This is a genomic window from Cupriavidus taiwanensis, assembly GCF_900250115.1.
GTDB lineage: Bacteria > Pseudomonadota > Gammaproteobacteria > Burkholderiales > Burkholderiaceae > Cupriavidus > Cupriavidus taiwanensis_B.
In genome coordinates, this window is sequence record NZ_LT984803.1 from 3,385,116 (window position 1) to 3,398,202 (window position 13,087).

General features: G+C 68.7%; 10 protein-coding genes. 7 read left to right on the plus strand and 3 right to left on the minus strand.

What is annotated here, in order from left to right; all coding sequences use genetic code 11:
* Nucleotides 1-8 precede the first annotated feature (8 nt).
* The 7 genes from gcl (at nt 9) to CBM2586_RS15945 (ending at nt 11,437) form a co-directional block, all read left to right on the plus strand.
* Nucleotides 9-1,793 (plus strand): glyoxylate carboligase, encoded by a 1,785-nt coding sequence (gene gcl / locus CBM2586_RS15915; RefSeq protein ID WP_115688405.1) that lies wholly within the window; start codon nt 9-11, stop codon nt 1,791-1,793.
* A 113-nt stretch (nt 1,794-1,906) separates the two neighbouring features.
* Nucleotides 1,907-2,689: a hydroxypyruvate isomerase gene (hyi, locus tag CBM2586_RS15920; protein ID WP_115688407.1), complete on the plus strand. Its 783-nt coding sequence runs from the start codon at nt 1,907-1,909 to the stop codon at nt 2,687-2,689.
* A 287-nt stretch (nt 2,690-2,976) separates the two neighbouring features.
* Nucleotides 2,977-3,897: a 2-hydroxy-3-oxopropionate reductase gene (locus tag CBM2586_RS15925; protein ID WP_092316699.1), complete on the plus strand. Its 921-nt coding sequence runs from the start codon at nt 2,977-2,979 to the stop codon at nt 3,895-3,897.
* 128 nt (nt 3,898-4,025) lie between these two features.
* On the plus strand, nt 4,026-5,339 hold the full coding sequence (locus CBM2586_RS15930) for a glycerate kinase type-2 family protein (RefSeq protein ID WP_115688409.1): 1,314 nt from the start codon (nt 4,026-4,028) through the stop codon (nt 5,337-5,339).
* A 74-nt stretch (nt 5,340-5,413) separates the two neighbouring features.
* On the plus strand, nt 5,414-6,877 hold the full coding sequence (gene pyk, locus CBM2586_RS15935) for a pyruvate kinase (RefSeq protein WP_115688411.1): 1,464 nt from the start codon (nt 5,414-5,416) through the stop codon (nt 6,875-6,877).
* A gap of 247 nt (nt 6,878-7,124) precedes the next feature.
* Nucleotides 7,125-7,994 carry a KPN_02809 family neutral zinc metallopeptidase gene (gene ypfJ / locus CBM2586_RS15940; protein ID WP_115688413.1) on the plus strand — a complete coding sequence of 290 codons (870 nt, stop codon included), beginning with the start codon at nt 7,125-7,127 and terminating at the stop codon, nt 7,992-7,994.
* Between the two features lie 305 nt (nt 7,995-8,299).
* The gene (locus CBM2586_RS15945; RefSeq protein WP_115688415.1) at nt 8,300-11,437 is read left to right on the plus strand and encodes a multidrug efflux RND transporter permease subunit; all 3,138 of its coding nucleotides are present in this window, start codon (nt 8,300-8,302) and stop codon (nt 11,435-11,437) included.
* 112 nt (nt 11,438-11,549) lie between these two features.
* Here the strand turns inward: CBM2586_RS15945 and CBM2586_RS15950 are convergent, their stop codons facing one another.
* From CBM2586_RS15950 to CBM2586_RS15960, 3 genes are all read right to left on the minus strand, one after another.
* On the minus strand, nt 11,550-11,963 hold the full coding sequence (locus tag CBM2586_RS15950; protein WP_115663590.1) for a hypothetical protein: 414 nt from the start codon (nt 11,961-11,963) through the stop codon (nt 11,550-11,552).
* Nucleotides 11,964-12,221: 258 nt separating this feature from the next.
* A complete protein-coding gene (rnk, locus tag CBM2586_RS15955) occupies nt 12,222-12,641 on the minus strand; it encodes a nucleoside diphosphate kinase regulator (protein ID WP_115688417.1) in 420 nt (139 codons plus the stop codon).
* Between the two features lie 195 nt (nt 12,642-12,836).
* Complete coding sequence (locus CBM2586_RS15960; protein WP_172587081.1) at nt 12,837-13,007, minus strand: hypothetical protein; 171 nt, start codon at nt 13,005-13,007, stop codon at nt 12,837-12,839.
* Between the last annotated feature and the right edge of the window lie 80 nt (nt 13,008-13,087).

Below are 13,087 nucleotides of genomic sequence, written 5' to 3' on the forward strand. Positions count from 1 at the left end.
ACAAGATCATGGCAAAGATGAGGGCAATCGACGCGGCAATCGCCGTGCTGGAGAAGGAAGGCGTGACCACGGCGTTCGGCGTGCCGGGCGCGGCCATCAACCCGTTCTACTCGGCGATGCGCAAGTCGGGCAACATCAACCACGTGCTGGCCCGCCACGTCGAGGGCGCCTCGCACATGGCCGAGGGCTATACCCGTGCCGAGCCGGGCAATATCGGCGTCTGCGTCGGCACCTCGGGCCCCGCCGGCACCGACATGATCACCGGCCTGTACTCGGCGTGGGCGGATTCGATCCCCATCCTCTGCATCACCGGCCAGGCCCCGCGCGCGCGCCTGTACAAGGAAGACTTCCAGGCCGTCGATATCGAATCGATCGCCAAGCCCGTGACCAAGTGGGCCGTGACCGTGCGCGAGCCGGCGCTGGTGCCGCAGGTGTTCCAGCAGGCTTTCCACATCATGCGCTCGGGCCGCCCGGGCCCGGTGCTGATCGACCTGCCGTTCGACGTGCAGGTGGCCGAGATCGAATTCGATGTCGAGACCTATCAGTCGCTGCAGCCGTACAAGCCGGCCGCTTCGCGCGCCCAGATCGAGAAGGCCATCGCCATGCTCAACGCGGCCGAGCGCCCGCTGATCGTGTGCGGCGGCGGCGTGATCAACGCTGACGCTTCGGAACTGCTGGTCGAGTTCGCCGAGCTGGTCAACGTGCCGGTGGTGCCGACGCTGATGGGGTGGGGCGTGCTGGCCGACGACCATCCGCTGCAAGCCGGCATGGTCGGCCTGCAGACCTCGCACCGCTACGGCAACGCCACGCTGCTGGCTTCGGACTTCGTGATGGGCATCGGCAACCGCTGGGCCAACCGCCACACCGGCAGCGTCGACGTCTACACCAAGGGCCGCAAGTTCGTGCACGTCGATATCGAACCGACCCAGATCGGCCGCGTGTTCGGTCCGGACCTGGGCATCGTGTCGGACGCCAAGGCCGCGCTGGAACTGTGCGTCGAGGTCGCCCGCGAAATGAAGATGGCCGGCCGCCTGCCGTGCCGCAAGTCGTGGGTCGCCGACGTGCAGAAGCGCCGCCGCACCATGCAGCGCAAGAGCGACTTCGACAACGTGCCGGTCAAGCCGCAGCGCGTGTACCGCGAGATGAACCAGTACTTCCCGCGCGACGTGCGTTATGTCAGCACCATCGGCCTGTCGCAGATCGCCGCGGCGCAGTTCCTGTCGGTGAACGAGCCGCGCCACTGGATCAACTGCGGCCAGGCCGGCCCGCTGGGCTGGACCATCCCGGCCGCGATCGGCGTGAAGACCGCCTCGCCGGATTCGGATGTGGTGGCGATCTCGGGCGACTACGACTTCCAGTTCATGATCGAAGAGCTGGCCGTGGCCGCGCAGTTCAAGGTGCCGTACATCCACGTAGTGGTGAACAACTCCTACCTCGGCCTGATCCGCCAGGCGCAGCGCAACTTCGAGATGGACTACTGCGTGCAACTGGCCTTCGACAACGTCAATGCCCCTGAGCTGAACGGCTATGGCGTGGACCACGTCAAGGTGGTCGAGGGCCTGGGCTGCAAGGCGATCCGTGTGTTCAAGCCGGAAGACATCGCCCCGGCCTTTGCCGAAGCGCGCGACCTGATGGCCGAGTTCTCGGTGCCGGTGGTGGTCGAGGTGATCCTGGAGCGCGTGACCAATATCGCGATGGGCACCGAGATCGACAACGTCAACGAGTTCGAGCCGATCGAAGACCTCGAGGACATCGAGGAAGCGATCCTGAAAGAAGAAGTGGAAACGGCGTAAGCAACACCATTCCAGCATGGAACGCGCGGGCCACGGCCCGCGCGAAGCCAAGTGCCCCCTGCAGCAGGGCTCCACACCGGCGGAGCGACAACACAATTAAACCGGAGAGACTCATGACTAAACTTGCGGCCAACCTCACCATGCTGTTCAACGAAGTGGGTTTTCTCGACCGCTTCGAAGCCGCCGCGCGCGCGGGCTTCCGCGGCGTGGAATTCCTGTTCCCCTATGCGTTCCACGCGGACCAGATCGCTGACCGCCTGAACCGCTTCCAGCTCGACCTGGTGCTGCACAACCTGCCCGCCGGCAAGTGGGATGCGGGCGAGCGCGGCATTGCCTGCCACCCGGACCGCGTCGGCGAGTTCCAGGACGGCGTGGGCGAGGCCATCAAGTACGCCAAGGTGCTGGGCGTGCGCCAGCTGAACTGCCTGGTCGGCATCCTGCCGCAGAACGTCAAGCGCGAGCAGGCCCAGGAAACGCTGGTGGAAAACCTGCGCTTCGCCGCCAGCGCGCTGGCCGCCGAGCATATCGACCTGCTGGTCGAGCCGATCAACACCTTCGACATCCCCGGCTTCTTCCTGTCGCGCACGCAGCAGGCGCTGGACCTGATTACCCAGGTCAACGCGCCCAACCTGTACGTGCAGTACGACATCTATCACATGCAGCGGATGGAAGGCGAGATCGCCAACACCATCAAGGCCAACCTGCCGAAGATCAAGCATGTGCAGCTGGCCGACAACCCGGGCCGCAACGAGCCGGGCACGGGCGAGCTGAACTACCAGTACCTGTTCAGGTTCCTGGACGAGATCGGCTACAGCGGCTGGATCGGCTGCGAGTACAAGCCGAAGACCACCACCGAAGCCGGCCTGGGTTGGCGCGCCGCGCACGGCGTGCAGTAACTACTGTCGCTTTTCAATTCCCGCTTGTTTGCTCCCCTCTCCCGCTAGCGGGAGAGGGCAGGAGTGTCAAAAGCTGAGGCCTGCGAGTTAAAACCGCAGGCCCCGCTTGATGTGGCGCCTTGCTAGCCCACCCCTCTCCCCAACCCTCTCCCCCTGAGGGGAGAGAGTGATAACACCTTGCTAAGGCTAGCTCGGGCGGCTTGGGAGCACCCAACACCGCGCTCCCCTTCTGTGCCGGAGCTTCAGAAACCACCAGCTTCAATTTTATTTTTCCAAGGAGACATCACATGGCAACCACTCGCAACGTCGGCTTCATCGGCCTGGGCATCATGGGCGCACCGATGGCGGGCCACCTGCGCGCCGCCGGCCACACGCTGTTCGTGCATGACGTCAACCCGGCCCCGCAAGCGCTGGTCGATGCAGGCGTGACCGTCTGCACCAGCGCCGAGGAAGTCGCCAAGCGTGCCGACATCATCGTCATCATGGTGCCGGACACGCCGCACGTGGAAGCGGTGCTGTTCAGCGAGAAGGGCGTGGCCGCCGCGTTCAAGGCTGCCGGCAAGGAAGCCAGCTACAGCAAGATCGTGGTCGACATGAGCTCGATCTCGCCGATCGCCACCAAGGACTTCGCCGCGCGCATCAACAAGCTGGGCGCTTCGTACCTGGACGCACCGGTGTCGGGCGGTGAAGTGGGCGCCAAGGCGGCTTCGCTGACGATCATGGTCGGCGGCCCGCAGGAGGCCTTCGACCAGGTCAAGCCGCTGTTCGAACTGATGGGCAAGAACATCACGCTGGTGGGCGGCAACGGCGACGGCCAGACCACCAAGGTGGCCAACCAGATCATCGTCGCGCTGAACATCCAGGCCGTGTCCGAAGCGCTGCTGTTCGCCTCCAAGGCCGGCGCCGATCCGGCCAAGGTGCGCGAGGCGCTGATGGGCGGCTTTGCGGCCTCGCGCATCCTGGAGGTGCATGGCGATCGCATGGTCAAGCGCACCTTCGATCCGGGCTTCCGCATCGAGCTGCACCAGAAGGACCTGAACCTGGCGCTGCAGGGCGCCAAGGCGCTGGGCGTGGCACTGCCCAACACCGCCACCGCGCAGGAGCTGTTCAATACCTGCTCGGCCAACGGCCTGGGCAAGCAGGACCACTCGGCCCTGTGCCGCGCGATCGAGATCATGTCGAACCACCAGATCGCCAACGCCAAGTAAGCAGCAACCTGTCGTCCCCGCCCAGCGGGGACGACACGCTTTGCAGTACCGCTTTGTACCCACTGCGTACCCGACGTACCCGACGTACCCAGCGTACCCAGCGTACCCGTCAGCACCCAGGATTCTTCATGCTCGTCACCGAACCCCAAGCCGCCCTGCTGTCGCCCCAGCGCACCGCAGCCAACGCTGAACCGCGCGCGCTGCTGCGCGACCTGTTCGATACCGCGGTCGCCGCCGTCAGCGCCAGCCACTGCCTGCCGCCGCACCTGCCCGCGCCGCCGAAGGGCCGCACCGTGGTGATCGGCGCCGGCAAGGCCGCCGCGGCGATGGCGCAGGCGGTGGAAGCGAACTGGCAAGGCGAGCTGTCGGGGCTGGTGGTGACGCGCTACGGCCACGGCGCCGACTGCAAGCGCATCGAAGTAGTCGAAGCCGCGCACCCGGTTCCCGACGAAGCCGGCGCGCGCGCCGCGCAGCGCATGGTGGAACTGGTGCACGGCCTGAGCGCCGACGACCTGGTGCTGTGCCTGATCTCCGGCGGCGGTTCCGCGCTGCTGGCCGCGCCCGCGCCGGGCCTGACGCTGGCCGACAAGCAAGCCGTGAACAAGGCGCTGCTCAGGAGCGGTGCCAGCATCGGCGAGATGAACTGCGTGCGCAAGCACCTGTCGGCGCTCAAGGGCGGCCGCCTGGCGCTGCACTGCGCGCCGGCTCGCGTGGAGACGCTGCTGATTTCCGATATCCCCGGCGATGACCCGACGCTGATCGCCAGCGGCCCGACGCTGCCGGATGCGACCACCTGCGCCGATGCGCTGGCGGTGATCGCCAAGTACGGCATCGAGGTGCCGGCCAACGTGCGCGCGCACCTGGAGAGCGGGGCCGGCGAAACCCCCAAGCCCGGCGATGCCCGCTTCCACGGTCACCGCAGCGTGACGCTGGCCACCGCGCAGCAAGCGCTGGAAGCCGCCGCGGCGCGTGCGCGCGAACTGGGTTTCGAGGCCCACATCCTGTCCGACTGCATCGAGGGCGAAGCGCGCGAAGTGGCCGAAGTGCATGCCGCGATCGCGCGCCAGGTGGCGCAGCGCGGCCAGCCGTTCAGCAAGCCGTGCGTGATCCTGTCCGGCGGCGAGACCACCGTGACCGTGCGCGGCAAGGGCCGCGGCGGGCGCAATGCCGAGTTCCTGCTGGCGCTGGCGGTGGCGCTCGACGGCCTGCCCGGCGTGCACGCCATCGCCGGCGACACCGATGGCATCGACGGCTCGGAGGACAACGCCGGCGCCCTGCTGTCGCCGGACACGCTGACCCGTGCCGGCGCGCGCGGGCTTAATGCGCGCGCGCACCTCGAAAACAATGACGGCTACGGTTTCTTCGCCGGCCTGGACGACCTGATCGTCACCGGCCCGACCCGTACCAACGTAAACGACTTCCGCGCGATCCTGATCATCTGACGATCGCCGCCAACGTAGTACCGACTGACTCGCGGCGCCGACGCGCCGCTACCGAGAATGGAAGAGGAGACATCATGAGACGCCAGCGCAAAGCGAAGATCGTGGCCACGCTCGGCCCGGCCAGCACCGACATCGCGGTGATCCGCGCGCTGTTCGAGGCCGGCGCGGACGTGTTCCGGCTGAACTTCAGCCACGGCACCCACGACGACCACCGCGCGCGCTACGACGCGGTGCGCCAGGTCGAGGTCGAGAGCGGCCGCCCCATCGCCGTGCTGGCCGACCTGCAGGGCCCCAAGCTGCGCATCGGCACCTTCGCGGCGGGCAAGGTCGCGGTGCGCACCGGCGATGTGTTCGTGCTCGACAGCGACCCGACCCCGGGCGACGGCACCCGCGTCTACCTGCCGCACCCGGAGCTGTTCCAGGCCGCGCAACCCGGCCAGTCGCTGCTGATCGACGACGGCAAGGTGCGCCTGGCGATCGAGTCGGTCACCACCGGCACCATTACCACGCGCGTCGCCAACAACGGCACGCTGTCCGACCGCAAGGGCGTGAACGTGCCCGACGCGGTGATCCCCATCCCCGCGCTAACCGAGAAGGACCGCAAGGACCTGGACTTCGCGCTGTCGCTGGGCGCCGACTGGATCGGCCTGTCGTTCGTGCAGCGCCCGTCCGACATCGTCGAGGCGCGCGAGATCGTCGGCACCCGGGCCGGGATCCTGTCCAAGATCGAAAAGCCCGCCGCGCTGCAGCAGCTGGAAGAGATCGTGCGGGTGTCCGATTCGGTGATGGTGGCGCGCGGCGACCTCGGCGTGGAGCTGCCGCCCGAGCGCGTGCCCGGCGTGCAGAAGCGCATCCTGCGCGTGTGCCGCCAGCTGGGCAAGCCGGTGGTGATCGCCACGCAGATGCTGGAGTCGATGATCGACTCGCCGGTGCCGACCCGCGCCGAAGCGTCGGACGTGGCCAGCGCGATCTATGAAGGCGCCGATGCGGTGATGCTGTCGGCCGAGTCGGCCAACGGCCGCTACCCGGTGCCGGCGGTGTCGATGATGAACCGCATTGTCACCGAGGTCGAGCGCGACCCGCTGTACCGCAACCTGCTCGACGCCCAGCACGAGACCCCACTGAACACCCGCCAGGATGCCATTTGCGCCGCGCTGCGCGAAGTTACGCACATCATCGGCGCGGCGGCGACGGTGACCTATACCTCGTCCGGCTCGACCGCGCTGCGGGCCGCGCGCGAGCGGCCGTGCGCGCCGATCGTCAGCATCACGCCCAACCTGGAGATCGCCCGCCGGCTGGCGATCGCCTGGGGCATCCACTCCACCGTGAGCCCGGACGTGCAGAGCGTCGACGAAATGGTCGAAGCCGCCACCCGCGCCGCCGTTGCCGAAGGCTACGCCGCGCCGGGTGACCAGATCACCATCGCCGCGGGCATGCCGTTCGGCCAGGGCGGCACCACCAACCTGCTGCGCGTGGCCGAAGTCAGCGCCAGCGCGGTGGCCGCCGCGCCGGCCGCACGCGAGGCCGCGCTGGCCTGAGCGCGCGGGAGCGCGTTCCCGCTGCGGAACCTGCAGGCCCTGACGGAACCGGGTGCAAACCCGGTTTCTTCGCTTTGCCGCACACCGCCCGCATTGCCCGTCTCCAGGGCGAGCGGGCGGTGTTTTTTTTTTGTGCCGGCGGTGCGCATGCGCCGGCACGGCGCGCTGCCGGAGCGAGCACCAAGGCGCGGATTGCTATACTGAATTCCACTTTCCCCACCCTCTTCCCCAAGTCCCCGGAGCCCCCATGCGCCTAGATGACGAAGCCGAAAGCCAGCACGTTGAAGACCGCCGCGGTGGATTCGGCGGGCTTGGCGGCAAGTCGATCGGCATCGGCACGGTCATCATCGCGCTGGCGGCGTCGTATTTCTTCGGCATCGACCCGATGCTGATCATGCAGGGCGCGTCGGTGCTGCAGGGCTCCGGCCCGCAGCAGCAACAGCAGCAGGCCAACCGGCCGCCGGCGACGGACCACATGACCGTGTTTACGCGCAAGGTGCTGGGCAATACCGAGCGCACCTGGCAACACATCTTCGAAACCCAGCTCAACCGCCGCTATGCGCCGCCGACGCTGGTGCTGTTCTCCGGCGCCACGCCGACGGCATGCGGCACCGGCCAGTCCGCGATGGGGCCGTTCTACTGCCCCGGCGACCAGAAGGTCTATATCGACCTGGCTTTCTATGACGAATTGCGCCAGCGCTTCGGCGCCGGCGGCGACTTTGCCCAGGCCTATGTGATCGCGCACGAGATCGGCCACCATGTGCAGAACCTGCTGGGCGTTTCGGACAAGGTCGACAACGCGCGCCGGCGCATGGGCGAGACCCAGGCCAACCAGCTGTCGGTGCGCATGGAGCTGCAGGCCGACTGCCTCGCCGGGGTGTGGGCCGCCACCGCGCAGCGCGCCAACCAGCAGCTGCTGGAACCCGGCGATATCGAAGAAGGCCTGAAGGCCGCCGCTGCGATCGGCGACGACCGGCTGCAGCGCCGGTCGCAGGGCTATGTCGTGCCCGAAGCGTTTACCCATGGCTCCAGCGAGCAGCGCGTGCGCTGGCTGCGCCGCGGCATCGAGTCCGGCGACATCCGCAAGTGCGACGCCTTCGCCGCGCGCGACCTGTAGTTCCTGGCCGCGCCCCCAACCTCCGTGGGGGGCCGACAATGTGATGTTTGCGTTGTCCAGGCCGCGCTTCCCTGTCTATAATCGCCGGCAAGGCCGCAGTATGACGGCCGCTCGCCGGCGTTGATCCTTACCGATCCTTCCCGCCGCAGCGCCGGGTCCATTCCCGCCGGCCCCCCGTACCCTCGGTACGCGCGCCACTTGCCGCAGTCGTTCGCGGCGTCTCCGCACCCAAGCCGTTCCGTTCCAACCGCAGCGGAGCCACGGCCGATCTTCACTTGCCGTGCCCGTGCCAGCCCTGACCTGACATGGCGTCGTTTTTCCTGAAGCGCCCGGCGTTCGCCTGGGTGCTGGCCATCCTGACAGTGGTGGCGGGCCTGCTGGCCCTGAACCGCATTCCGATCGCCCAATATCCGGCGGTGGCGCCGCCTACGGTGATCATCTACGCCGACTATCCCGGCGCGTCCGCGCGCACCGTGGAAGACCGCGTCACCGCGGTGCTGGAGCAGCAGATGCATGGCATTCCGGGCCTGCTCTACCTCGATTCCAGCAGCGAGGGCGGCACCGCCACGGTGACGCTCGGCTTCCGCCAGGGCACCGACCCGCAACTGGCGCAGGTCAATGTGCGCAACCGCGTGGCCCAGGCCGAGCCGCTGCTGCCCGAGGCGGTGCGGCGCGGCGGGGTCTATGTCGACCAGGCCAGCAGCAGCGCCTTCATGTATGTGTCGCTGGTCTCGGACAGCGGCCAGCTCGACGAAACCGCGCTGGGCGACTTTGCCGCGGGCTCGGTGCTGCCGCTGCTGCGCCGCCTGCCCGGCATCGGCAAGGCCGAGCCCTACGGCGCCGAGTACGCGCTGCGGATCTGGTTCGATCCTGACAAGCTGCATGCCTTCAACCTGACCACGGCCGAAGTCGAGGCCGCCATTCGCGCGCGCAACGGCAACGTGACGCCGGGCCAGCTGGGCGGCGCGCCGGCGGTGCCGGGCCAGCCGTTCCAGGCGATCGTGCGCCCGCCCGCGCCGATGAGCGACGCGCAGGCGTTCGGGCGCATCGTGGTGCGCGCCGCCACCGATGGCTCGGCGGTGCTGCTGCGCGATGTGGCGCGGGTGGAACTGGCCGCCAGCGACTACCGCTACGGCTCCACGCTGAACACCCGCAATGCCGCGTCGATCGGCCTGAAGCTGGCCGATGGCGCCAACGTGCTGCAGACCTCGCGCGCCGTGCGCGCCGCGCTCGATGCCGCCAGCACGGGCTTCCCGGGCGACGTGCGCTACGAGATCTCGTATGACGGCGCCACCTTCGTGCAGGCCTCGATCTCGCGCGTGGTGCTGACCCTGATCGAGGCCACGGTGCTGGTGTTCCTGATCCTGTACCTGTTCCTCGGCAACCTGCGCGCCACGCTGATCCCGTTCATCGTGGTGCCGGTATCGCTGCTGGGCACGGTCGCATGCCTGTATGCGCTGGGCCTGTCGCTGAACGTGATCACGCTGTTCGGCGTGGTGCTGGCGATCGGCATCCTGGTCGACGACGCCATCGTGGTGGTGGAAAACGTCGAGCGCATCATGCGCAGCGATGGCGTGGGCGCGATGCAGGCCGCGGCGCGCTCGATGCGCGAAGTCTCCGGCGCGCTGGTCGCGGTGACGCTGGTGCTGTGCGCGGTGTTCGTGCCGATGGCGTTCTTCGGCAGCGCGGTGGGCGTGATCTACCGGCATTTCGCCGTGACGCTGGCGGTGTCGATCGCGTTCTCGCTGTTCTTTGCGCTGACGCTGGCGCCGGCAATGTGCGCGAGCCTGCTGCGCCACAGCGCGGCGCCGGCGCGCGGGCCGCTGGCCTGGTTCGATGCGCGCTTCGCCGCCTTCACCGCGCGCTACGCCGGCTGGGTGCAGGCGCTGCAGCGCCGCCGGCTGCGCTGGCTGGCGCTGTACCTGGCGCTGACGCTGGCGTGCGGCTATGCGCTGTGGAAGATGCCGAGCGGTTTCCTGCCGGAAGAGGATACCGGCGAGATCGTGGTCGATGTGGAGTTGCCAGCGGGCAGCACGCAGGCCGACACGCGCCGGCTGGTCGCCGGCCTCGAGCAATGGATGCGCGACCAGCGCTACCCGGTGCGTTCCAGCTTTGCCGTGCTGGGCTGGTCCAGCGGCGGCAGCGGCGAGCAGCGCGCCAGCCTGTTCATCGGCCTCTCCGACTGGAAGGCACGCGGGCGCGAGCACACCGCGCAGGCGGTGCTGGAGCGGCTCGCGGCCGGCCTGGAGAGCTGGCCCGGCCGTGGCGCCGCGCAACTGTTCGCCTACAACAGCTCGGCGCTGCCGGAACTGGGCAGCATCGGCGGCCTGGATATGCGCCTGGTGGCGCGCCAGCCGGTGGGCCGCGAGAAGCTCTTCGCCGCGCGCGACAAGCTGATCGACCGCGCCAGGCAGGACCCGGTGCTGGGCGAGGTGCGCGCCACCACCGGCCAGCCGGTGCCGGCGCTGGACCTGAAGATCGACTACCGCAAGGCCGAGGCCTTCGGCGTCGATGCCGAGGCCGTGCATCACACACTGTCGGCGACGCTGGGCTCGCGCTATATCGACGAAGTCGCGCGCGAAGGCCGGGTGCGGCGCGTGATCCTGCAGGCCGACGCGCCGTTCCGCATGCAGCCGGACCAGCTCGCGCGCGTGCATGTGCGCAACGCCCACGGCACGATGGTGTCGCTGGCAGCCTTCGCCTCGCTGGAATGGGGGCAAGGCGAGGTCACGCTGGAGCGCTTCGACGGCTTCAGCTCGGTGCGCATCAATGCCGAAGTGGCGCCGGGCTACACCACCGGCGCGGCGATGACGCGGCTGGCCGGGCTGGTACGCGAGCTGGGGCCCGAATTCGACGTGCGCTGGACCGGCCGGGCCTACGAGCAGGAGCAGACCGGCACGCAGGCGCCGTGGCTGTTCGCGCTGTCGCTGCTGTTCATCTTCCTGTGCCTGGTGGCGCTCTATGAAAGCTGGACCTTGCCGCTGGCGGTGATTGCGATCGTGCCCACCGGCCTGATGGGCGCGGCCGCCGCGATCTGGCTGCGCGGCATGCCCAACGACGTCTACTTCAAGGTGGGCGTGGTGGTGATCATGGGGCTGGCGGCCAAGAACGCGATCCTGATCGTTGAATATGCCGAGCAATTGCGGCGCGGCGCCGCGGGCGCGATGGGCGTGGCCCAGGCCGCCACGCGCGCGGCGCGCCAGCGGCTGCGGCCGGTGGTGATGACCTCGCTGGCGTTCGTGCTGGGGGTGGTGCCGCTGGCCATCAGCACCGGCCCGGGCGCGGGCGCGCAGCAGGCGGTCGGCACCGGCGTGCTGGGCGGCATGCTGGGCGCGACCGTGCTGGGCACGCTCGCGGTGCCGCTGCTGTACGCGGCGATCGCGCGCCGCGTGTCGCGCACGCAGCCGGCTGCGGAACAGGCGGCAGCGGCATCCACGGAATAGAAAAACGCCTGCCAGGCGAAGAGAGAAGGAGGAGGAGGTCGGCCGGGCAGGCGGGAGAGAAAACCTGCGGCCACCGCAGTGGCCGCGTCAGGTCTGGAGCAGACCCGGGAGATCAGACGCGATAGCCGTACAGAGAACCGTCGCCGCTGCGCGAGTTGTCGAGCGCGCGTTCGGCCACGTCACCGGTAAAGCTGTGCGTGCCTTCGCTGAAGGTGTCGAACTTGCCGCGCTTCGAGATCTCGCCGCTGAAGCTGTGCGCCCCTTCGCTGAAGGTATCGAACTTGCCGTCGCGGCGCGAGCCTTCCGAGTACGGGTCGAAGCGGCCGGTGCGGGCGCCGTCGGTGTAGGTGTCGAACTTGCCTTGCCTGGCGCCGTCCGTATACACGTCGTACTTGCCAACCCGCAGCGCGTCGGCATACACATCGAACTTGCCAACCTTGCTGGCAGCGGGGGCAGCCATCGCCGCAGCGGACGCGGCCACTGCCGCGAACACGAGCGCGCCGCCAAGGATACGTCTGGCGATCATTTGGGACTCCTTCAACTGATTTCGTCGTTCTTTCTTGTAGGTCCGGGATAAGACTCCGGCCGCCCTGCAATCCATGTTGCGATGCGAGCACGGACTGAAGATTAGTCATAGCCCGCGCCAGCAGAAATACTGCTGCGACGAATGGTGCGTTGCGAGTCGTGAAACGACTGGCTTGCCGATGAATGGTGTCCGCGGATCGCCGGCGGCACGCCGCCACGAGCCTGTGCGCATGGCGGCGGCCGCACCCGCGCGGGCGGCTCAGAGCGTGTACTGGCCGCTGGCCTCGGGCTGGAACGCGATCTCGGCGACACTCACCTGCTGCTCGCGACCATCGGGCAGGCGGTAGCTGACGGTCTGGCCGGCGCGCGCCCCCAGCAGCGACTGGCCCACCGGCGACAGCACCGACAGCCGGCCGGCGTCGAAGTCAGCCGCATCGGGGTACACCAGGGTCCAGTTGCGCGGCGCCTGTTCGCCCGGCAGCGTGCACACCACGCGCGTGTTCATGGTGACCACGTCGGTCGGAATCTCTTCGGGTGCGACGATGGTGGCGCGCGCCAGCAGGCTGTCGAGCATGTCCTCGAGCTGGGCGGAGCCGGCGCGGCTGGCAATGCGCTCCAGGCGGGTGACGTCGAGCTCGGTCAGGTACAGGGTGGCGGTCTGGGTCTTGGTGGCCGTCATGGCGGGTCCTCCGGCAGTCGTGGGTGGGCGCGGCCGGCCTGCATGGCGGGCGGCAGCGGTCAGGTCTTGCGGGTTGGCGTGCCGCACAGCGGCGCGCGCATCAACGGATCGGCAAAAGCGTTGCGGCGATCGCCGGCAACAACGGAAACGCTGGCTCGGGCCCGGTTCGGCCCGGGCCCCGCTATGGGAGACGAATCAGGCTTGGAACCGGGCGGAATCAGGCGGTGCGCTGATCCGGCGGGGAGACATCGCGCGCTTGGCGCGCTCGGGCAGGCTGGCGGCCAGGGCGACCGCGGACGCGTGCGCGCGGCCGGTCCGCGGCGGGCGGACAGGCGCATCGGGCATCGGCGTCAGGCGATCGGTCATCGTCATTGCGGAAAAGGATTAATGGCAGCGGATGGCTTGCTGCAATGGCAAGCCCGGAAGTGGTGGCTCACCTGCCTTGC

Excerpts from the sequence above, each read along its gene's own strand:
- gcl (WP_115688405.1), top strand. The coding sequence starts at position 9 with ATGGCAAAGATGAGGGCAATCGACGCGGCAATCGCCGTGCTGGAGAAG.
- hyi (WP_115688407.1), top strand. The coding sequence starts at position 1,907 with ATGACTAAACTTGCGGCCAACCTCACCATGCTGTTCAACGAAGTGGGT.
- CBM2586_RS15925 (WP_092316699.1), top strand. The coding sequence starts at position 2,977 with ATGGCAACCACTCGCAACGTCGGCTTCATCGGCCTGGGCATCATGGGC.
- CBM2586_RS15930 (WP_115688409.1), top strand. The coding sequence starts at position 4,026 with ATGCTCGTCACCGAACCCCAAGCCGCCCTGCTGTCGCCCCAGCGCACC.
- pyk (WP_115688411.1), top strand. The coding sequence starts at position 5,414 with ATGAGACGCCAGCGCAAAGCGAAGATCGTGGCCACGCTCGGCCCGGCC.
- ypfJ (WP_115688413.1), top strand. The coding sequence starts at position 7,125 with ATGCGCCTAGATGACGAAGCCGAAAGCCAGCACGTTGAAGACCGCCGC.
- CBM2586_RS15945 (WP_115688415.1), top strand. The coding sequence starts at position 8,300 with ATGGCGTCGTTTTTCCTGAAGCGCCCGGCGTTCGCCTGGGTGCTGGCC.
- CBM2586_RS15950 (WP_115663590.1), bottom strand. The coding sequence starts at position 11,963 with ATGATCGCCAGACGTATCCTTGGCGGCGCGCTCGTGTTCGCGGCAGTG.
- rnk (WP_115688417.1), bottom strand. The coding sequence starts at position 12,641 with ATGACGGCCACCAAGACCCAGACCGCCACCCTGTACCTGACCGAGCTC.
- CBM2586_RS15960 (WP_172587081.1), bottom strand. The coding sequence starts at position 13,007 with ATGACCGATCGCCTGACGCCGATGCCCGATGCGCCTGTCCGCCCGCCG.